Origin of the sequence: Thermodesulfobacterium sp. TA1 (genome assembly GCF_008630935.1) — a bacterium.
Lineage (GTDB): Bacteria > Desulfobacterota > Thermodesulfobacteria > Thermodesulfobacteriales > Thermodesulfobacteriaceae > Thermodesulfobacterium.
In genome coordinates, this window is record NZ_CP043908.1 from 537094 (window position 1) to 556434 (window position 19341).

At 34.6% G+C, this 19341-nt stretch carries 23 protein-coding genes and 1 tRNA gene; 15 read left to right on the forward strand and 9 right to left on the reverse strand.

From position 1 onward, the window contains the following. Nucleotides 1-7 precede the first annotated feature (7 nt). From F1847_RS02860 to F1847_RS02870, 3 genes are all read right to left on the reverse strand, one after another. Nucleotides 8-733: a SapC family protein gene (locus F1847_RS02860; protein ID WP_150071602.1), complete on the reverse strand. Its 726-nt coding sequence runs from the start codon at nucleotides 731-733 to the stop codon at nucleotides 8-10. A gap of 22 nt (nucleotides 734-755) precedes the next feature. Continuing rightward, nucleotides 756-2897, reverse strand: a complete 2142-nt coding sequence (locus F1847_RS02865; protein WP_150071603.1) for a methyltransferase domain-containing protein — start codon at nucleotides 2895-2897, stop codon at nucleotides 756-758. Nucleotides 2898-3080: 183 nt separating this feature from the next. Next, on the reverse strand, nucleotides 3081-3575 hold the full coding sequence (locus F1847_RS02870; protein ID WP_150071604.1) for an HIT domain-containing protein: 495 nt from the start codon (nucleotides 3573-3575) through the stop codon (nucleotides 3081-3083). A 107-nt stretch (nucleotides 3576-3682) separates the two neighbouring features. Here F1847_RS02870 and F1847_RS02875 point away from each other — a divergent pair, with 107 nt between their 5' ends. The 6 genes from F1847_RS02875 (at nucleotide 3683) to F1847_RS02900 (ending at nucleotide 9371) form a co-directional block, all read left to right on the forward strand. Further along, nucleotides 3683-4657, forward strand: a complete 975-nt coding sequence (locus F1847_RS02875; protein ID WP_150071605.1) for a flippase-like domain-containing protein — start codon at nucleotides 3683-3685, stop codon at nucleotides 4655-4657. A 12-nt stretch (nucleotides 4658-4669) separates the two neighbouring features. Further along, on the forward strand, nucleotides 4670-5605 hold the full coding sequence (lpxK, locus tag F1847_RS02880; protein WP_150071606.1) for a tetraacyldisaccharide 4'-kinase: 936 nt from the start codon (nucleotides 4670-4672) through the stop codon (nucleotides 5603-5605). A gap of 65 nt (nucleotides 5606-5670) precedes the next feature. After that, entirely contained in the window at nucleotides 5671-6153 is a 483-nt protein-coding gene (locus tag F1847_RS02885) for a TlpA disulfide reductase family protein (protein WP_150071607.1), read from the forward strand. Nucleotides 6154-6171: 18 nt separating this feature from the next. Beyond that, the gene (locus F1847_RS02890) at nucleotides 6172-6696 is read left to right on the forward strand and encodes a nitroreductase family protein (RefSeq protein ID WP_150071608.1); all 525 of its coding nucleotides are present in this window, start codon (nucleotides 6172-6174) and stop codon (nucleotides 6694-6696) included. 68 nt (nucleotides 6697-6764) lie between these two features. After that, nucleotides 6765-9284, forward strand: a complete 2520-nt coding sequence (locus tag F1847_RS02895) for an EAL domain-containing protein (protein ID WP_150071609.1) — start codon at nucleotides 6765-6767, stop codon at nucleotides 9282-9284. A 2-nt stretch (nucleotides 9285-9286) separates the two neighbouring features. Continuing rightward, nucleotides 9287-9371, forward strand: a tRNA-Leu gene (locus F1847_RS02900). A 410-nt stretch (nucleotides 9372-9781) separates the two neighbouring features. Here the strand turns inward: F1847_RS02900 and F1847_RS09505 are convergent. Together F1847_RS09505 and F1847_RS02910 are read right to left on the reverse strand one after the other, a co-directional pair. Then, nucleotides 9782-9916 (reverse strand): transposase, encoded by a 135-nt coding sequence (locus tag F1847_RS09505; RefSeq protein WP_150071610.1) that lies wholly within the window; start codon nucleotides 9914-9916, stop codon nucleotides 9782-9784. Further along, nucleotides 9892-10080, reverse strand: a complete 189-nt coding sequence (locus F1847_RS02910) for a hypothetical protein (protein ID WP_150071611.1) — start codon at nucleotides 10078-10080, stop codon at nucleotides 9892-9894. The genes F1847_RS09505 and F1847_RS02910 overlap by 25 nt, the downstream gene beginning before the upstream one ends. Before the next feature lie 740 nt (nucleotides 10081-10820). Here F1847_RS02910 and F1847_RS02915 point away from each other — a divergent pair. The 9 genes from F1847_RS02915 (at nucleotide 10821) to F1847_RS02955 (ending at nucleotide 17863) form a co-directional block, all read left to right on the forward strand. Next, nucleotides 10821-11600 carry a DUF4384 domain-containing protein gene (locus F1847_RS02915; protein WP_150071612.1) on the forward strand — a complete coding sequence of 260 codons (780 nt, stop codon included), beginning with the start codon at nucleotides 10821-10823 and terminating at the stop codon, nucleotides 11598-11600. 17 nt (nucleotides 11601-11617) lie between these two features. Then, the gene (locus F1847_RS02920; RefSeq protein WP_150071613.1) at nucleotides 11618-12304 is read left to right on the forward strand and encodes a hypothetical protein; all 687 of its coding nucleotides are present in this window, start codon (nucleotides 11618-11620) and stop codon (nucleotides 12302-12304) included. Continuing rightward, complete coding sequence (locus F1847_RS02925) at nucleotides 12289-13662, forward strand: caspase family protein (protein WP_150071614.1); 1374 nt, start codon at nucleotides 12289-12291, stop codon at nucleotides 13660-13662. The genes F1847_RS02920 and F1847_RS02925 overlap by 16 nt, the downstream gene beginning before the upstream one ends. 21 nt (nucleotides 13663-13683) lie before the next feature. Beyond that, entirely contained in the window at nucleotides 13684-14754 is a 1071-nt protein-coding gene (locus F1847_RS02930) for a hypothetical protein (RefSeq protein ID WP_150071615.1), read from the forward strand. Between the two features lies 1 nt (nucleotide 14755). Continuing rightward, entirely contained in the window at nucleotides 14756-15676 is a 921-nt protein-coding gene (locus tag F1847_RS02935; RefSeq protein WP_150071616.1) for a M48 family metallopeptidase, read from the forward strand. A gap of 329 nt (nucleotides 15677-16005) precedes the next feature. Then, a complete protein-coding gene (locus tag F1847_RS02940; protein WP_150071617.1) occupies nucleotides 16006-16527 on the forward strand; it encodes a hypothetical protein in 522 nt (173 codons plus the stop codon). Nucleotides 16528-16995: 468 nt separating this feature from the next. Continuing rightward, nucleotides 16996-17184, forward strand: a complete 189-nt coding sequence (locus F1847_RS02945; RefSeq protein WP_150071618.1) for a hypothetical protein — start codon at nucleotides 16996-16998, stop codon at nucleotides 17182-17184. Further along, nucleotides 17166-17300, forward strand: a complete 135-nt coding sequence (locus F1847_RS09510; RefSeq protein ID WP_150072748.1) for a transposase — start codon at nucleotides 17166-17168, stop codon at nucleotides 17298-17300. The genes F1847_RS02945 and F1847_RS09510 overlap by 19 nt, the downstream gene beginning before the upstream one ends. Next, nucleotides 17249-17863 carry a transposase gene (locus F1847_RS02955; protein WP_168194247.1) on the forward strand — a complete coding sequence of 205 codons (615 nt, stop codon included), beginning with the start codon at nucleotides 17249-17251 and terminating at the stop codon, nucleotides 17861-17863. Before F1847_RS09510 ends, F1847_RS02955 begins: the two co-directional genes overlap by 52 nt. A 35-nt stretch (nucleotides 17864-17898) precedes the next feature. Here F1847_RS02955 and F1847_RS09195 read toward each other — a convergent pair whose 3' ends face one another. The 4 genes from F1847_RS09195 to F1847_RS09330 form a co-directional block, all read right to left on the reverse strand. Beyond that, nucleotides 17899-18057, reverse strand: a complete 159-nt coding sequence (locus F1847_RS09195; protein ID WP_168194248.1) for a hypothetical protein — start codon at nucleotides 18055-18057, stop codon at nucleotides 17899-17901. Nucleotides 18058-18103: 46 nt separating this feature from the next. Next, on the reverse strand, nucleotides 18104-18355 hold the full coding sequence (locus F1847_RS02960; protein WP_206202418.1) for a hypothetical protein: 252 nt from the start codon (nucleotides 18353-18355) through the stop codon (nucleotides 18104-18106). A gap of 246 nt (nucleotides 18356-18601) precedes the next feature. Continuing rightward, nucleotides 18602-18958, reverse strand: coding sequence for a PD-(D/E)XK nuclease family protein (locus tag F1847_RS09325; RefSeq protein WP_370516786.1), 357 nt, complete (start codon nucleotides 18956-18958; stop codon nucleotides 18602-18604). Nucleotides 18959-18997: 39 nt separating this feature from the next. Further along, a complete protein-coding gene (locus F1847_RS09330) occupies nucleotides 18998-19339 on the reverse strand; it encodes a hypothetical protein (RefSeq protein ID WP_240702838.1) in 342 nt (113 codons plus the stop codon). Nucleotides 19340-19341 lie beyond the last annotated feature (2 nt).

Here is a 19341-nt window from a genome sequence, read left to right on the forward strand (position 1 = left end):
TTTATTTTTAAAAAATTTCTATGGTTTGTGCATACAGAAGTTCAAAGATTTTAAAGTTTCTTATACTAAAATAAGCTCCATAAAGGACCGGCAAATAGCCTGCGGTGTTAAGATAATAAAGCTTTTCTGGTTGAAGGCGCCTTAAAGTTTCGATGTTGGCGATAAGCACGTTTTTGAATTCAGCCCTCCCTAAAGGACCGTTCATCACAAAGGAAGTTTGGTTTATACAGCCTATTTCTAAGATTTTTTGGCCAAATTCCATAGCTTTTTTAAGGTCTAAAGCAAATTGAGTTAGTTCTTGTTTGATTTCAGAAAAAAAAGCGGTTTCTTCTCCGTTCTCTGTAAAAACAATCTCTCCTTCGTCAGTATAGGTGTTTTCTTCATCTACGGCAACCAAAAAGTTTTCTTGTTCACCCTCCTTAAGGTAAACTAGGCCAAAGGGATAGAGTTGAGCTAACTTAGGGATAAAATCTATTTTAAAAAAACCTTCTTTTGTTAAATAAGGATTTTTCCCTTGAACACCAAGCACGACAAAAGGCAATACAAAGCCTTCAGCCATACCAAAAAATACAGGATAATAGATTGTAGCCGGAAGGATTTCTGAATACCCCAAAGGTATCATTTCTACCCCAGACATAAAGCTATAGTTAAGGGGTTTAAAAATCCTTAAGTTTTTATGTTCCTCTGGCTCAAGGATAATAGGATTTTTAAAAAGTTGGGGCGGAGTAAACATGAAAACCTCCTTTTTTATAGATTTATCTTTTATCGTCTTTCCACATTATGTCTACTGCAGAGATTCTAATTGCCCTTTGTAAGATTTTTTCCCAGTCAATCCCACTTTTTCCTTTAACCCCTATGGCATACTGAAAGTTTCCAAGATAACGGGCATTGAGGTAAAGAGGTTTAAGGTTTTCAAGAATAAGATTTTTTATCAAGTCAGACGAAAGGATTATCTTTTGGTTATCTTCAGTCTCAACTTCAACACTCTGAGGATTTATTCCTTCAAGCACAGTGCCGGTAATTAAAGGTTCGGTAAAAACCACTACTTCCTCAAACCCAGCAAGTTTTAAACCATAATATAAAGTCCAGGGCTTGAAACGATTTAAATGGTGTGGAGGATAGTCATGTCCCCACCATTGATATTTTAAATAAGAGTTTGCTAAGTATCTGAAGGCAAAATAAGGAGGGCAACTAAGGATAGCAAAACCCCCATCTTCTAAAAGTTCATAGAGTTCTTTAAGAAAGACAAACGGTTCTTCCAAGTGTTCTATGATTTCAAAAGCTGTAATCACTTTATAAGGTCCTTGAAAATCTGGAGGAAGGTCCTTAAAGGTTAAAGCTTTAACCACTTTGAGCTTGTAGTTTTTTCTGGCAAGTTCGACCGCTTTATCGCTTGCATCCATACCATAGACATCAAAACCTTTAGCTCTGGCAATCAACATAAAATTACCACTTGAACATCCCACGTCTAAAAGTCTACCCTTAGGTAAAACCTCTAAAATAGGAAGCAGTACGTTAAACCTTGGCACCCTTTCCCATTTTTTCCTTTCTTTTATTTCATCCTTTTCTACCTGTTTGGCCCAATCATAATCTATGGACCCAAAACTTAAAAGGTCTTCAACCTCTTTTTCATAAGCCTTATCGTAGTCCATCGCCTTAGGAGGATAAGGAAACTGAAGCCCACAACTTGGACATTCAAAAATACGATGCTGGTTTATAACTTCAAAAAGGCTAAAAGGTCCGTTAAAACCACATAAAGGGCAATTTTTAGGTTTTTCAAAATCTTTTTGGTAGGCTAAAAGTGCATCTTTTAAAGCAAAATAGATAACCTTGGGAGGTATGCTTTCAATACAAGGACTGTAAAATTGATGATTACTCTTAGCCTCAGCACAAGGTTCATTAGTAGCATGGAGCCCACAAGGAGACTTGCAAATTTTCCCGGTATAATTAGGTTGGACAGGAATAACCGTTTTATAAGTATCAGCCCTTAGTTTAGCTTCAATAGGGCCGGTTATAAAAACCGTAGGTTTTTTCAGACCTCCTGCTATGTGTAAAGTAGAAGTATCTGCCGTAATAACAGCGTCAGCAAGATAAACAGAAGCCACTAAATACCTTATATCTTGCATAAAAGCAGAAAGGTTGGCTGCTTTTATTCCATAAAGGTCAAGGGCTACTTCAACCGTCAAATCTTCGTCAGGTAGGCTACAAATTACCGGCACAAACTCTTCAGAGATAAGGTCTTCTATTTCTTTAAGCAGTCTGGGAGGAAGGGTTCTGTGAACAGAAGAAGCTAAGTAATGAAAAAGTAGGACCTTATTTTTTCCTGAAACTTTTTTTATTTCTTCAAAAACTTTTTTCATTTCTTCAACCACCGCTTGGTCAACCCAAACATCAGGTGTTTCATCCTCAGCGAAATAAAGTCTAAACTTCCATAAAAACCATTCTACCAGGTTAAGGTGGTCAAAATGAGGGGCATTTACCATTTCTACTGCTTTAACCATATAGTTAGCTTTAACGATTTCTTTTACAGGAGCAGGATGAGGAAGAAGCTTGTCTATGTAAGGAAGGTTCTCTAAAATCGGGCGAGCCTTCCCTGAGACGCTTACCCACAACTTGCATTCTGGATAGCGTTTTTTTACTTCACGCAAAGCTACCGTTGAGCAAAGCACGTCTCCTATGGCTCCTTGCATAAACACAAAAAGGGTTTTTCCGTTTAGATCTTCTCCCTCATAAAAAGGCGGTAAGGCTGAATTGGTTTTTTCAAAATTAGTTTGAATTTTCTTAGGAAGAAGATTAAAAACATCGTTTGCAAAAAGAAGCTTTTCTCCAGGTTTTAAATTAAACTTATACCCGTTAAATTCAAAATCAAGTTTTGTTTTAGCTTGAACAGTAAGCATTTTTTCCTCCAACCTAATGGTTTTATCCCTTTTAACTATAACAGTTTTATCAAAAATTATACCTATTTTTAACTATTTTCAAAGAAGCCTTATTAGTTGGTTTGGGAAAATCAAGAACATCAAATTTTCTCTATATTGGGTTAAAAAGGCAATAAAACAAGGATTATTGTTAGGTGTTGAGGACTAAAGTTTAATCTTTTGGAAATAGGGAAATAAAGTGTGGTATTGGGTTAAAAGATGTTGAGAAATAACCCTTATTTCGTCAAGCACTGCCAAAAAATTGACATCTCCATCCCATCTTGGGACGATTTGTAGGTGCAGATGGTCAGGATATCCAGCCCCTGCGACCTTACCCAAGTTAAACCCTACGTTAAAACCATGGGGTTTGAAAACCTCTTTTAGTATTTTGATAGCCTCTTGTGCCATTCTCATCATGGCGGTTATTTCTTCAGAGGTCAACTCTTCTAATTCAGCTACATGCCTCCTTGGAGAGACCAAAAGATGGCCTGAGTTGTAAGGAAACTTATTCATGATAACCAAAACCAGGTGGTCTCTATAAAGTATGAGCCTTTCTTCGTCTGGCAATTCTCCCTCAGGAGGACAGAAGATACAACCTGGGTCTTTTTTGCCAGATACATATTCTCCTCTCCAAGGAGCCCACAAGATCTTTCGTTCCATAATTTCCCCCTTTCTAAAATGAAGTTTAAGGGTAAAATGATAAATACATAATCATAGCATAAAATGGATGGTTGTAAATTGTTAGCTTTTGATATTTATAACTTTATATGTATAAAAATATTGTTTACGGCATTTTTCTAACCCTTTTGGTAGTAGGCTTCTCTTTTCTATATATTTTTTTTAGACATATTCCTCCTAATTTAAAGGGGGTTCTTTTTTCTTTAAACAAAAAGCATTTGTTTTTTTCTTTTTTATCGCTTTTTTCTTATCATACTTTCGATAATCTGCGGGTGTTTCTAATTTCTAAGACCTTAGGTTTAAGGTATTCTTTTTGGTATGGGTATCAGGTTTCTTTAGTTAGCACCTTTGGGGCTACCATCACCCCTGCTCATCTTGGTGGTGAGTTTTTGCCTTTTTATACATTAAGAAGGGTTGGTGGCGAAATACCTAAAATCATGAGCATTATAACCCTTAAAGGATTTTCAGGGCTGGTTTTTTATCTTTTATTTTTCCCTTTTATGATACACAACCTCTTAAACCATCCGGAAGAGGGGCTACAACTTTTGTTAATAGTTGGGGTGATATTTCTGATCGGTGGTTTAGGTTATGTGATAGTAAAAGTTTTGTTTAAAAAAAGGCATCGTATCGTCTCTGAAAGTCTCTGGTTTAAAATCAAATTTAATTTCTTTAAGTACTTACTTACCTGTAAGTTCTTTGTAAAAGAAAATAAAAAGGTGCTTTTTTTAGCTATTTTGTTTAGCCTTTTAATGTATCTTTCCTTTCTTATGGTAGGTATTTTTTTAGTTAAGGCTTTTAATCAAAAAGTCTGTTTGTTAGAGGTTTTTTTTAACCAACTTCCGTTGCTTTACGCTATTTTTATAAGTCCTACACCTGGAGGAAGTGGGGTAGGGGAGTTGGGGGCGATAGTAATTTTTAAAGATTTTTTAGATGCCTCAGCCTTAGGGATTTTTGCGATGCTTTTGAGGATAATTAGCCAATACCTCAGTGCTGTAATAGGTGGTATCATCTTTTTTATTATGGGAGCTAAAGACCTTTTATGGAAATCCAATAATGAGAAATAGTTTTCATTAAAAATGCTAAACCTTCTAAATCCTTATTTCTACTTGATTACATTAAGAAACTGGCTTTATGACCATGGGTTTTTAAAAATATTTAAAGTAGAGGCCCCGGTTGTTTCTGTAGGAAACCTCTCGGTAGGGGGAAGCGGAAAGACCTCCTTAGTAAGATATCTTGCTGAGGAGCTTTCCTCCTTAAGGAAAGTTGCTATAGTTTCTAGAGGATATAAGAGAAGGTCTAAAGGGTTTCAGCTGGTTTACCATCAAAAAAAGGTAGTTCAAAACATAGAAAACGCAGGAGATGAGCCTTATCTTTTGGCTAAGGTCTTTGAGAAAAAGGGAGTAGACCTGGTGATCATAGTTGATGAAGACCGGGTAAGAGGGGCAAAAAAGGCAATTAAAGATTTTGGGGCAAACCTTATCCTTCTTGATGATGGTTTTCAGCACAGAAGGCTTTTTAGAGATATAGATTTCGTGCTTTTAAAAAAGAAAGATTTATCTCAACGGGTTTTGCCCTTTGGAAAACTAAGAGAACCTTTTTCTGCCTTAAAAAGGGCTACAGCCTTCATCCTTACCTATCAAGAACTCTCTCCCTTTGATTTTAGCTTTAACCAAAAACCGGTGTTTAAACTTTATCGAGAAAACTGGCAGATTTTAAACCATAGGTTGGAAGTGGTTAATCCAAAGGAGATGGAGTTTATAGCCTTTTGCGGGCTTGGAGATAATCAACAGTTTTTACACATCTTAAACCATTTAGGCCTTAAAATTAAGCGGTTTATTCCCTTACCAGACCACTACAACTACCGAGGGTTTAATCTATTCCCTTATGAAACCTATCTAACTACCTTAAAAGACGGAGTAAAACTACCATGGTCTGAGAACCTGTTTTTTTTGGATTTTTCGATAAGGGTGGAAGGGTTGTTAGCTTTTATAAAAGAAAGGCTAAATCTTTAGTTTTTGTTTTTTTAATTTAAAATGGTATAATACTTAAAAAAAGGAAAAAAGGAAGGAGGTTCAAGATGGTGGTTAAAAAGTGGGTGCTGATTTTGATTTTTTTGTTTTTTATTAGTTTTTCTTGCGTTTATGCTTCTACCCTTAACTTTGAATACTATACTTACCAAGGGGCAAAACAAAGCTTAGCGAACCATAAAGGAAGATATGTTTTGCTTAATTTATTTGCCAGCTACTGTCCTTCTTGCATGATAGAATTAAATTCCCTAAACAAGGTTTCTAAGGCCTGTCCTAATTCTAAGGTCCAAGTAGTATCTCTTATGGTAGATAGAGAATCAAGCTATCTTCTTCCTAAGCTTGTTGCTTCTAAAAGCTTAACCTATGAGGTTGGCTTAGCTCCAGCTAACGTTAACAAATTTTTTCCAGATTTTTCTAAAGTGCCCACAACCTATCTTTTAAACCCAGAAGGTAAGGTGATAGAACGAATAGTAGGTTTTAAGTCATCGAACGCCTTTTTACAACTTTTAAGTAAATATGTAAGCTGTAATTAAATAAAGTGAGGTCCTTTGATGGCACTAAACCCTGTGCTTGAGGTCATTAAAAACCGAAGAAGTATTCGGTCTTTTAAAAAGGACCCCATACCAGAAGAGTATTTAAAATTAATTTTAGAAGCAGGAATCTGGGCTCCCTCGGCAGGTAATCTACAACCCTGGTATTTTGTGGTAGTAAGGGATCCAGAGGTGAAAAAGCTTTTGTCTATCTCTGCTTTAAACCAAACCTTTATCTCTCAAGCACCTGTGGTTATCGTTGTATGTGCTTTGCCTTGGGTATCAAGCTCTCGGTATGGGAAAAGAGGAGAAGAACTATATTGCCTTCAAGATACAGCAGCCGCTATCCAAAACATGCTTTTAGCCGCAGCTTCCTTAGGCATTGGGAGCTGTTGGGTAGGAGCCTTTGACGAAGAGGCAGTAAGAAAAATTTTGGGTTTAAACAGCAAAGTAAGGCCTGTAGCTATTATCCCTATGGGATATCCTGCTAAAATACCGCCCCCTCCCCCAAGAAGACCTATTAAAGAGGTGGTTTTGGAGGAATAAATTTTAAAAAAATTATCCTTTACTTTGTTAGATTCTTGTTTTAAAATTTTATAAAAGAGATAAAAAAGGTGAAAAGGTTGGAAGTTCAAGAACTAAACCTCAAAGAATGTGCTCATCTCAGAGACATCGCTCAAGCTATCTTAAACGCCCCTGCTATAGGGGTGTTAATCTATCAAGAAAACATAGTTTATGCTAATGAGTTTTTCTTAGAACTAACCGGTTATTCCTTAGAAGAATTAAACAACATGAATATTTTAGAAATCTTTCCTCCTGAAGAGAGAGAACCTTTGAAGGCTGTGGTTGAAAGAAGGTTAAAAGGAGAAAAGTTTACCAGAGTTTATCATGAGATGAAAATCTTGAGAAAAAACGGAGAGATAAGACATACCCTTACTTTTGCTAATACCATCCTTTATCAAGAAAAGCCCGCAGGTTTTGTAGTTTTTATAGATTTTACCAAACAAAAAAGACTGGAAAACATAGTCTTAATGCTAAGAGAGGTTAATCAAACCATTACCTCATCACTTACAGAGGAAGAGGTTTTTGAAAAAATATGTAGAGCTTTAGTAGAAAAAATAGGTCTTCAGTTTGTTTGGATAGGTTTTCCTCAATGGGAAACAGGCTTTGTCAAGCCTAAATACTATTTCGGATATGAGGCAGGATATTTAGAAAGGATTAAAGTTTTGGTAACGGACGATGCCCCAGAAGGAAGAGGACCAGTAGGCACAGCTCTAAGAGAAAACAGGGTAACTATAATTCCTGAAACAAGGATCGACCCTAATTTTTCCCCTTGGAGAGAAGAAGCGTTAAAGAGGCAATATCTTTCGGTAGCAGCTATACCTATTTGTAAAGAAGATAAACCTTATTGTGTTTTAGCCCTTTATGTCAAAGAGCCAAATTTCTTCACAGATGAGACTTTAGACCTTCTGAAAGAACTAAAGGGAGACATAGAGTTTGCCTTAAAAAGGATAGAAGAGATCAAAAATAATATAATCATCTCTCAAGCGCTTATCAAATCTCCTTTGTTGATAATGATTTTAGATGAAAAAGGAAATATACTTTATGCTAACGAGACGATGTCAAACTTATGCGAAGTTCCCACTGAAGAAATTTTAAGAAAAAATGTAAAAGACTTATTTATCCAAGGAATTGATTATGATTTTTACCAAAGGTTTTTACAATTTGTATCCCAGGGAGAAGGAGTGTTTTCAGATGTTTTATATTGTCCGGTGCATGAAAGATTTTTAGAAACCAAAATATATGGGATAAATGTTTCTGAAAAGGAAAGAAGGTTCTTATTTATAGCAAGGGACATTAGTCGTGAAAAGGCTTTAATCGAGAAATTAGAACAGGTTACTTTAAACGATCCCCTTACAGGGCTTTTAAACTTAGAAGGATTAGAGAAAAAGTTTGCCCAAGTTTTGGATAAAGTATTCGAGGGATGTTTGTTTGTTGTAGACATTTTTTACTTTGCATATCTAAATCAGATTTATGGTTTTAAGGTTGGCGATGAAATCTTAAGGAAGGTAGGAAAGTTTCTAAAAGCTATTTTTCCAAAGAATGGTTTAATAGCTCGTATAGGTGCCGACTCGTTTGCCTGTTTTTTACCTAAAGAAGAATATAGAGATATTCAAGACTTATTAGAAAAACTTTCCCAGCTTAAGGAAATCAATGTTAAGTATGATAATAAAATATTTAACATATCTACCAATATCGGTGTAAGTTTTTATCCCAAAGATGGTAAGAATTTAAAAGATCTTATCGAGAAGGCCTCTCTTTCTTTAACTGAGGCTAAAAGAATCGGGGCAGGGGAGATAAAATTTTTTAATCCAGTAATGGAACTAAAAGCGCAGGAGTTGGTTTCCTTAGACCATCTTTTAGAAAAGGCTTTAAAAGAAAGGCTTTTTGTTTTTTATTATCAGCCTTATTTTAGAACAAAAGACCTTTCCTTGGCAGGGGTTGAGGCTTTAGTTAGAATAAAGGTAGATAATATGGTTTATACCCCTTATCAATTTATAGATTATTTAGAAAAAAGTCGATTTTTACCAAAGTTTGAGGAATGGATGTTAGAAGAGATAAGCCAGAAAACAAAGAAGTTTAAGGTTCCTATTTCAGTAAACATTTCTGGTAGGTCTTTTAGTCGGGAGGGTTTTATAGATAAATTTTTGTTGCAATTTAAAGGTAAGAAAGTTAATATAGAAATTACCGAAAGGGTTTTTATAGAAGACGTAGAATATGCTACAAACACGATAAATAAAATCAAAGAAAAAGACATAAAGATTGCTATAGATGATTTTGGAACTGGATACTGTGCGTTAAGCTATCTTAGGGAACTACCTGTTGATTTGATAAAAATAGACCGTAGTTTTATCAAAGATATTGCCCACAACCAAAAGGATAGGGATCTAGTTGAGGTAATAAGCTTTTTAGCTAAAAGATTATGCTTAGAGACCTTAGCAGAAGGTGTTGAAACGCAAGAACAGTTTGATATAATAAAACAGGTTGGTTGCGATTACGTACAAGGATTTTTGTTTGAAATACCTCTTCCAGAAGAAGAACTTCTTGCTAAATATCCTTTTATAGCTGTTTAATAGCCGGGGTGGCGGAATAGGCAGACGCGCTGGATTCAGGATCCAGTGGGAGCTAATCCCGTGCGGGTTCAAATCCCGCCCCCGGCACTTTTCACAATCAAAATTCTCCGTAACACCCCCCTGTGTAATATCTGGCTTTTTATCAGGTGTAGAAGGAACACCTGATCCTACCACACCACACCACCACACCACACCAAATTTTTAAATATATAAAAAAAGCCTTTTTTAGATTTTAAAAACTTAAAAAGATGTATATACAATGTATAAAGGTATAAAAAACCTTTACCTAATTAAAGGAAAATTAGTGTTTAGAGCCTACGTCAGAGAAAAAGGACAATAAAAACACTACCCCTTACCCCGCAAATACCTCTACCACCTTCTCCCTTTTCTTTATCTCTTTTGCTACCATCTCAAAGCTTAATTATAGGGTATATCTTACCCCATCTTCCCTTTAATCTTACTTTAGCTTTTTCTAGTCTATATATCCATCTTAAAATTTATTCCCAATTCTTAGCACTTTCCCCTTCAGACCCAAATATCCAAAATCCAAGTATCTCTCTTCTCCCATCAGGCTTTATCCCTAAAGCTAAATATACTGGCTCCTTTGCTACCTCATTTCGACGAATAGACAAATAAGTTTTTTAACTTCATCTTCAGTCACCTTTATTAATCGGGAAATGCTTTTCAGCCCTCCTTCTTTCAGGAAGTAGGAAGACACGAAAAGTAAATCTCTGGTATAAAAACCATTTGCATAGTCTTCTTGCTCTTCTAAATAAATCCTTCTTTCTTCAAGCATAAGGTTTTCTAAAAGGTTTTTAATAAGATTGTTGACTTCTTGCTGAAAAAAGTCTAGAATTTCTTCTATAGGTTGTTTTGTTAAAGTTTTAGTTTTCTTTCACGGTAGCTTCCCCTCCTTTCTGGTAGTTTTGGTTATTAAGCATTGGGGAAGCTACCATACCCTTCCCTTTCCCTCAAGTCTTTACACAATTAATGAGACACTACTAAAAAAACAACAACCTTCTTGACTTTTTTAAAAATGATGTTACATAATTTTTTATTATAATATCTTGATACACTAAAGTTGTAGAGGTTAACCTTGTTTTTAGCCCTATTACAAGGCAGAGATAGAGAGGCTAAAGAAGCTTCTTACTGGCAAGCAAATTGTAGAGATAGAAAGAGAGGGTATTAAGTGGACAAAAGATGAAGTCTCAAGGGAGAAATCCTAAGGTAGAGAGCCTCGAGGCAGTTGGTTGGGTATATCTGGCAATAGTGCTTGACTGGTACACGAAGAAGGTAGTTGGTTGGAACCTCTCGTTAAGAGGGAGGAAAGTTCTATGATAACGGTATTAGATATGGCAGTCCTCTGCAATCCGAAGGCCAAAGATGCTTGCTTCTGTAAGAATCATGAAATGAAGACAATAAAAGAAGATGTTATCTGGCTTAATGAATTTGCGACCTGACCTCTACAACTTTAGGGCATAAAAAATGTTTTAAAAAATGAGATGAAGTGTAATTAATCAAAAGAAGGGGGTTAGAATGAAAGTATTAACTTATTTAGCAGTCTTAATTTTATTTTTTTCAAGCAAAGCTTATCCCTTTTCAAATGAAAAGGTTAGTGCACGAAACCTTTTTATGACTACAGCAGGCTCTGTAGTAGAAACTGATAAAAAACAAAGTTCCTCACCAACAACTAAAAAAGATTCAAAGAAAGATACGAAAAGTATAGTAAAAATTCCAAGCGGTTTGAGTATAGAGGTTGTTAAATTTGAAAATGGTAAAGGTATTTCGGTCAATCCACAACAGTATCGTTTCAAAACCGGAGATGAATTTATTGTGAAATTTCAGACTAACGTTCCAGGAGTAGTTAAGGTTTATAACATAAATCCTAAGAATCGAATTAATCATCTTGGAACATGGATAATCAAAAAAGGTTTTATGATGACACAATTACCACCTAATGAAGGAACTTTTAAATTTATAAATACTAAAGGTAAAGAAAAATTAATTTTTGAGTTTTATCCTTGCAAAGTTGAGGAACAAATTCTTAAACAATATACATCAGTTAGAGACATCGTTCTTGTAGATAATACTGACCAACAGTCTATCAAATATAATGACGAATTTTCAAATTATCTTCCGGTATGTTATAGATTGAAATCACAAATTGAAACCAAAAGAGTAAGCAGTAGAGATATAATTCTTACTTCTACTGCAGATTTGATTAAGTTTGAAGATGGAGCTAATTTTGCGATTTCAGAGGTTCATAATAAAAATACAAAACCTATCGTAGCATTAATAGAGTTGAGGCATAAGTAAATCTTCAAAGTTGTGAAATGTTTATAGCAAAGAAATTCTTATGTTTTTTGATTAGTAATTTTTTAATTCTATCAACCCCTTTGTTGTCATTCGGATTTTCTAATAGTTGTGAAGACCTATTTAATAATAGTCCTAAGATTGCTCTTATAGATCGAGCATCAAAAGATATTATTAAAGGTTTGGGAGGAGGCTTAATTGTTTGTCTACTTGACAATATGCTTCACAAAGATAAAGACAAAGCTAAAGAAAGATGCGTATTTTACACGATCGCAGGAATGGGGGTAGCGGTAGTATACGCAATTAATGAGTATAACTTACTTCTTTCAAAAAGTCCTTATGAATTACCTAAAACATATCGCCCCCCTCTTTTACAAATAAACAAAATTGAGACAGTAGATCATTCTTCGCTAAGACCAAAGACAATCTTCAAGGAAAATGAATATGTTATGTTAGTCATAAAGCACACTTTACTTGATTTTGACCCTAAAAAGGCAGTAAATGTGAGATATCTATTTCATTTATATAGAAACTTTGATTACCTCGGAACATTTGAAGAATTAGTTCCCATAATTCAGGGAGAGACCGCAATATCATGGCTCTTTCCTGTCTGTCCTGGGGCTATCAAGGGAAAATATAAGCTAAAGTTAGAGGTCATAGCTTTAGGGCAAAAAACAAGTGGAGAAGTAGATTGGGAAATAAGATAGGAACATTGTTATTAATGGGTATTATTATTTTGGGATTAAAAACTCCTCTGTTAGGACAAGATTATGCCGAAATAGAGATAGAGAATTTGTTTGATGATATTAAAAAAGCATTTAAAGTTGCTGGAATTGAAAAGGGGGATATTCAACTTAATGAAGCTGACAAAAAAATTGAACTAAGGGGGGTGTATAAGGATTATGATGAGTTTTTATCAGCCTTCATGATTGCACAGGCACGAGCAGGTGTTGGGAAGGTTTCTCCTGCCTACGACCCAAAAGTTACGGTAATCAAAACTAAAACAGCTGAAAAATGTCTATCTTATTTAATACTTGGAAATCCTAAAGAATGTAAAACTTATTCATACTCGCCATATTTTGAAGAGAAGAAAACCTTTGTTTACTTACCACCTGAGAGAGAGAGGAAAGAAGTTCCACATAAAGAAAAGAAAAAAAAATGTTTAAAGGAGGCTAAAGAATTAAAAGAAAAAACAGCCGTTGTGATAGCGGTAGGAGAATATGAAGATACAAAGATTTCAAAGCTTGATGGTCCAACAAATGATGCAAACTTAGTTACTGAAGTTCTAAAAAAACAAGGATATAATACTATAGTGCTAAAAGATAAAAATGCAACTCTTAGGAATGTTATACAGACAATAGAAAAAGAAGTAAACGAAGTAAAACCATATGGGACTTTTTTATTATATATCTCAACTCATGGAGCACCTATAGAACCAAATGGCATAATCGGTTTCGTAATGTATGATACAAATATTAAAGAAGAAAAATGTAAAACACTTGAAAGAGCGTTAACTAATGTAAGTCAAAGAGAAAAAGGAGCAGCCAGAGCAAGAGATATAATAGTAACGGCAAACAAGATGTGCAGATTGTTAGAGAATTCCTTAAAAATTTCAGATGTATTAAGGATTATAACTTCTACGTATAAGCCTATGAGGGTTATTACAATTGTTGATGCTTGCTACAGCGGGACTGCATTAAAGCCTTTAATAGAAAGATTAAAGGATGAGGTGTATAGCCCTGAACCCAAGGTGGTTAGCCAACTTATTCATTCAATTGATAAAGATCTTATTTACATCTCTGCGGCAAGCGGCAATGAATTAGCCATGGAGTATGAAATGGGAGGGACTTCTTTCGGAGTGTTTACTTATTTCTACTTTGGCAAACTACCAAAGGGCGAGTATAACAGTGAATTAACTTATAGATTAACTTTTGATGACATAAAAAAAACTTCCTCCAAGGCTTGCAAAAGTATAAAGTCAAGGTATATAGAAAGTAAATGTTCTGATGAGGGGCAAACTCCGCTTTACATAAAGAACAAGAAGAATTTAGATCCGGTTTTTTAAAAAAAAGGTAAAGGAGGGGCTATGGGAAAGTTTGAGGGGATTAAACTTGAGCTAGGAGATAGGGCTGGTTTAGAGAATATTCCGCCAAATAAAAGAAAAGAATTTTGCAATGAGATGGATACTTTATATAAAATCGAGAGAAACTTAATAGATAATATAATCAAGCAAGAAGTGGATCAAAACATTTTGAATGATTCAATAGAAAATTTTTTAAAATTAAAAGAATCTCAGATTGATCAAGACCTTAACCTCATATTTGATCAGATGCAGAAGGAAAATAAAGAATTAAAAGTAGATGAGATATTAAAGAGACTGAAAGATCATTACGCTCCAGAATTAGTTAATGATATTTTGAGTGATTTGAATAAATATACAGAGGAAGACTCCAAGTGGCAAAAAGATATAAGTTACTATGAAACACTATATGGAGACAGGAATTTAGTCGAACTTTGTAGAGCAAATCCGATTAGGTGGCTTATTCTTTTCATTCTTGGTGCAATTGCAGAAGTAGTAATTCTTCTTATACAAGCTATATTAGGTGGGGAAGGTTTTAATCCTTTTGTTTTAATTTACGGTGGCTTATTAGCGGTTGGTAGCGGATTGCTTGGGTATGGAGCTGCTCATCTTGAAAGAATTGCGAATGAAAGAAGAGCTGGGGTTTATAAACCTAAGTCAAAAACTGAATTGTATTTTTCTATATATGCTCCCATACTCATTGGAATTATTCTTATCTTGTTTGTTGCTGCAGTTAGAGGTTTAGGGGACGAATTTGATGTAAGAATATTTCTTTTTACTGTTTTGTTAGGTTTAGTTGTTAGTTTTTTTGAGTATAAACATATTATGGTTAAAAAAGGACAAGAAGATGCTTTTGTTTATCTTAAAAAGAAGCAATTAGTATTGGCAACCCAAAAACATAAAAAATTTAAAGAAAATAATTTTAGCTTATATAAAGAAATTGAAAATAGAATAAGAACATCGTTTAGTTCAAAGTTTGAAAGAGAGGACAGATTAAAGATTTATAAAGACAAAATTAATCAAAAAATAGAGGAAATAAATCAAAAGATTCAAGCTCATAGTCAGAAGGGGGTGTGATATGTTGAATATAAAATCAAAAATCTTTTGCCTATTGATTTCCCTTTTTCTTATAATTTCTTGTACTTCTGATAAAGGTGCTAAGGGGAGAAGTGTTTTTTTAGCTGGTGGTAATGCCTGGGATTTATTTTCTAAGTATGTAGACTACTTAAAAGAACAAAATGTTAAGTATAGCCTTAGAAATATGAAAGTTCATTTCTTTGATGGAAAACAGGCGAAAGTCATTACCTATAATTGGCAAGATATGTTAAGAGGTGAATCTGACCTAAAGACCTGGGAGAAGAAACTAAAAAAATATGAGGCAGTGTATAACGAAACAGAACTAAATAAAGCAAAGAACATCAAAATGGATATTTTTTCCTTAGCTGAACAAGCAACCGTAATCATCATAGATGGGAAACCAATTATCGTTGCCTCAGCCCAACCTAAAAAAGATGAAATATCAGAACCCAAACCGACCTCTGAAGCAAGTAAGTCTGTAGCAAGTAAGAATGAATGCAGTCCAGACGCAAAGAGGTACATTGATTTAGGCGTTCAGTTTGCAAATAACAAGAAATTTGAAGATGCTATCAAGGAATTTAAAGAGGCTATAGCTATCTCACCAAAATGCACTCTGGCATATGCTAACTTAATTTCGGCATACATTCAATCCAAGAACTATAATTTAGCAGTAGATACCTATAAAGAAGGATTAGAAAAAGCAGGAGACGATGGGTTCCTTCATTACGTAGGAGCTATCGCTCACATTAATCGCAAAGAGTATGACTATGCCCTTATTTCAATCGAGAAAGCAATTAAATTTGGATTCACGGATCCAAATTTTTATAAAAGAGCTGATTTACAGCCTCTTCTTGTGCATAAAAAAGAACAATTTTGTTCTATTTTAAATCAAAACAAGGTAATAATTAAACCTTGCCTATGACCTAATAATTTAAGAGGAGTGCCCAAAATATTCCATAAAAACCTTTACAATGCAACATAAAGAAGGCGGTTTGGGAACAGGAGGAGATTTAAAAGTGCAAGATGAAAACACTCCAACGACTAAAAAACATTGATAGCCAACAAAAAAGAATTTAAAACACGGCAAAAAAGTAATTGAAAATTCTTATGATAGGATTAGTTTAGTATAAGATGGAGTTATTTGAAGTTTATAAGGCACCAGTAAACCTGTAAATTTAAGAAAGTAAAAAAATATGGCTTGCGCTAAAAAAGTATTAAAACGATAAAATAAATATCAAAAGGAGGGCCTTAATGACTAAAAAAATCTCACCAGCACTTTTCGGGATTGTTATTCTCTGTTTTTTTCTTCCATGGTTTAGTGTCTCCTGTCAAGGACAAAAGATTATAACTGTTACCGGGATTCAGTTGGTTACAGGAACGACTATCGAGGAACCTAAGATGCCTCTGGAGTTGGGCGTAAACCAGAAAAATGAGAAAAGAAAGATAGAAGGCGAGCCCATTGCAATCCTCATTTTATTGGCTGCTATTGCTGGTTTAGGATTGAATTTCTTACTAAAGGGAAAAAGGAGGGCTGTAGGTAGCGTTGCAGTAGGAGGTGCTGGGATAAGTTTGCTTCTTATACTTAAATTAAAGCTTGATAAAAATATTATGAAAGAAACAGGAGGAATGTTACAATTAAATAGCGAGATTGGATTTTTTCTAACAGCTCTCCTCTTTATTTTCGCCATAGGAGTAAATATCTATTCCCTGATTCAGGAGAGAGAAATGTCTTTGATTATGGGGAAAGATAAACCGGACCAACCGGACCAATAATCAGTACTCAAAGTGTGACTTTTAAAACGATATAGACCATGAACTCTGGCAAAGAATGAAAATTTTATCATGCCTTTATTACTTGTCTATACCATAGCAGAAGTTGTATAAAAGACTAAGATCGCTGTTGAGGCAGAAGGAGCAGTATTAAGTGTTGTAATTGTCATTAAAAAAGAACTGTTATTTGAGGATAAAATGGAGAAAAACTTTCGCATTGATCCATTTACTCTGATTATACTTCCGAGTATGGTTTTTTCGAAAGGTAGTGTCTCATTAATTGTGTAAAGCATTGAGGGAAAGGGAAGGGTATGGTAGCTTCCCCAATGCATAATAACCAAAACTACCAGAAAGGAGGGGAAGCTACCGTGAAAAAAAACTAAAACTTTAACAAAACAACCTATAGAAGGGATTCTAAACTTTTTTCAGCAAGAAGTCAACAATCTTATTAAAAACCTTTTAGAAAACCTTATGCTTGAAGAAAGAAGGATTTATTTAGAAGAGCAAGAAGACTATGCAAACGGTTTTTATACCAGAGATTTACTTTTCGTGCCTTCCTACTTCCTGAAAGAAGGAGGGCTGAAAAGCATTTCCCGATTAATAAAGGTGACTGAAGATGAAGTTAAAAAACTTATTTATCTATTCGTCGAAATGAGGTAGCAAAGGAGCCAGTATATTTAGTTTTAGGGATAAAGCCTGATGGGAGAAGAGAGATACTTGGATTTTGGATATTTGGGTATGCCAGGGAGAGTGCCAGGAATTGGGAAAACCTTTAAGAGAGTTAAATCGGCGTGGGGTAAAGAAAGTTCAACTTTTTATTACGGATGATTTGCCTGGGATAGAAAATGCCATAAAGATGGTTTATCCAGCTTCGGAATGGCAACTTTGTGTATTACATACTGTAAGGAATTCTTTAAATAAGGTGCGGGCAAAAGATAGAGGTTTATTTGCAGAAGATTTAAAAAGGATATATAGAGCAGAAACAGAAGAAAGAGCTAAGGAGGGGATATTAAGATTAAGGGAAAGATGGGGTAAGATATATCCTAAGGTAGTGAAGAAATGGGAGGATAAAGCGTATGCATTATTAACCTTTTTGAGGTATCCGAGAGAGATAAGGCAGTTTATTTATACAACTAATCAGGTTGAGAGGTTAGCGAAAGAGATAAAAAGGAGGATAAAGGTAATAGAAGTATTTCCGGATGAAGGCTCTGTTGAGAGGTTGTTATATTTAATCTTGAAAGAACTGAGTGAGAGGTTAAACTCAAGGAAGTTAAGAGGGTTTAATGAAATTGAATTGGGGAACTACCATGCCTTTCCCGGAAAAATTTTTATACAATAAAAGAGACACTATGGTTTGCCTATTATTTTTGCTTTTCAAGATAGATACTTGTTAAATTCCTGATGAGACAAGTTTAATGTCTCTTCTAAGGAATGAAAAAGTAGGTTTAGCTTTTGTTGTTTCACGGTAGCTTCCCTTCCTTTTTTAGTAATCTTTACTTGTTCTCTTGAGGAAGCTACCAATCCTCCTATCATTTTTCAAGGCTTTACACAATTAATGAGACACTACCGAAAATAGGAATTAAACATGAGAGACCTCCAGAACAGTAAACTTAGAAAAAGTAGGATTAAAGAAAGTTCTTTTTATACAAATTGCATAGATACCCCTTATAAGTTTGTTTGCAACTGCTATCATAGCTTTCTTATAACTGATAAAGTTTTTCTTCTTATGTATAAAATAAGCCCTAAAGTAAAAATTCCATTTTACTACACCTACTGCTATTTGGGAAAGGACATTTCTGAGAAAAATCGACCCTTGCTTAGATATGCTCATTTTGAGCTCATACTTAGCAGGTTAAAGTTAAAATTCATCTTATCATGGTAAAAAATATTGAAATTACAGAGTCTAAAAGTATAATATTTGGAAAGGATTTAGAAAAATTTAAAAAGCATTTAAATGAAGTAATTAACTTTATTAAAAGATAAAGCTTCTGGAAGCCACCAAACCCTGTGTATTTGATTTCTTCCATTATGTCTTTACCTCTAAGGTTATTTTATAACAAATAATTGTTAATTTTACTTAGCATTCAAATAGGAGATTACATCCTTGACAATTTGGTTTTCCTTTAGGAGGTTTATCTGAAGAAAGTATTTCAAAAAGATTTTTACACAAGTCTTCTACCCATTCAGGTCCCCTAAGTTTAACTGGGACGATGGTTGGTTTAAAGCCAAAAAGGAATTGGTCTTTAGTTCGGTGTAAAATAATTTCATCTTGAAGGTCTTTGTGTTCTGGGACAAAGTATAATAAAGCTAAGCCTGTTATCGGTTTTCTAAATTTTTTCTGAGCTAAGTAGGCATAAGCATTAAGTTGAGCCTCGTATAAAGGTAGTAATTTTTTCTGATTTTCGGTGAGAGAAGCTAATTTGTAGTCAATGATAAACCAAGAGCCATCTGGAAATTCAAGGACTTCGTCTGCTTATCCTCTTAAAACGCAAGAATTGTTAAAAAGAAGAACTTCCCACCATCCAGTTTTAATTTGTTTTGAATTTTGAAAATCAAAATTAGGGTATATGGTATTTAATTGGTTTAAGATCCACGAGGGAAGTATTCTAAAATTTTGTATGTGCCATTTAACTACATTTTTAATATAAGAATCTGCTATACCCACAATTCCAGGCATTGGGGAACTAAAGGGGTGCTTATCTTCAAGAGGAAATTTTTTAGTAAACCAAAAACACTGAGGACAAAAATCTTCAAGCAAAATCTGCCCAAGATTACTGGGGTTCAATTTAATTTGAGATGTTTTAATTTTAGCCATTT

Excerpts from the sequence above, each read along its gene's own strand:
- F1847_RS02860 (WP_150071602.1), bottom strand. The coding sequence starts at position 733 with ATGTTTACTCCGCCCCAACTTTTTAAAAATCCTATTATCCTTGAGCCA.
- F1847_RS02865 (WP_150071603.1), bottom strand. The coding sequence starts at position 2,897 with ATGCTTACTGTTCAAGCTAAAACAAAACTTGATTTTGAATTTAACGGG.
- F1847_RS02870 (WP_150071604.1), bottom strand. The coding sequence starts at position 3,575 with ATGGAACGAAAGATCTTGTGGGCTCCTTGGAGAGGAGAATATGTATCT.
- F1847_RS02875 (WP_150071605.1), top strand. The coding sequence starts at position 3,683 with ATGTATAAAAATATTGTTTACGGCATTTTTCTAACCCTTTTGGTAGTA.
- lpxK (WP_150071606.1), top strand. The coding sequence starts at position 4,670 with ATGCTAAACCTTCTAAATCCTTATTTCTACTTGATTACATTAAGAAAC.
- F1847_RS02885 (WP_150071607.1), top strand. The coding sequence starts at position 5,671 with ATGGTGGTTAAAAAGTGGGTGCTGATTTTGATTTTTTTGTTTTTTATT.
- F1847_RS02890 (WP_150071608.1), top strand. The coding sequence starts at position 6,172 with ATGGCACTAAACCCTGTGCTTGAGGTCATTAAAAACCGAAGAAGTATT.
- F1847_RS02910 (WP_150071611.1), bottom strand. The coding sequence starts at position 10,080 with ATGCTTGAAGAAAGAAGGATTTATTTAGAAGAGCAAGAAGACTATGCA.
- F1847_RS02915 (WP_150071612.1), top strand. The coding sequence starts at position 10,821 with ATGAAAGTATTAACTTATTTAGCAGTCTTAATTTTATTTTTTTCAAGC.
- F1847_RS02920 (WP_150071613.1), top strand. The coding sequence starts at position 11,618 with ATGTTTATAGCAAAGAAATTCTTATGTTTTTTGATTAGTAATTTTTTA.
- F1847_RS02930 (WP_150071615.1), top strand. The coding sequence starts at position 13,684 with ATGGGAAAGTTTGAGGGGATTAAACTTGAGCTAGGAGATAGGGCTGGT.
- F1847_RS02935 (WP_150071616.1), top strand. The coding sequence starts at position 14,756 with ATGTTGAATATAAAATCAAAAATCTTTTGCCTATTGATTTCCCTTTTT.
- F1847_RS02940 (WP_150071617.1), top strand. The coding sequence starts at position 16,006 with ATGACTAAAAAAATCTCACCAGCACTTTTCGGGATTGTTATTCTCTGT.
- F1847_RS02945 (WP_150071618.1), top strand. The coding sequence starts at position 16,996 with ATGCTTGAAGAAAGAAGGATTTATTTAGAAGAGCAAGAAGACTATGCA.
- F1847_RS09195 (WP_168194248.1), bottom strand. The coding sequence starts at position 18,057 with ATGATAGGAGGATTGGTAGCTTCCTCAAGAGAACAAGTAAAGATTACT.
- F1847_RS02960 (WP_206202418.1), bottom strand. The coding sequence starts at position 18,355 with ATGAGCATATCTAAGCAAGGGTCGATTTTTCTCAGAAATGTCCTTTCC.
- F1847_RS09330 (WP_240702838.1), bottom strand. The coding sequence starts at position 19,339 with ATGGCTAAAATTAAAACATCTCAAATTAAATTGAACCCCAGTAATCTT.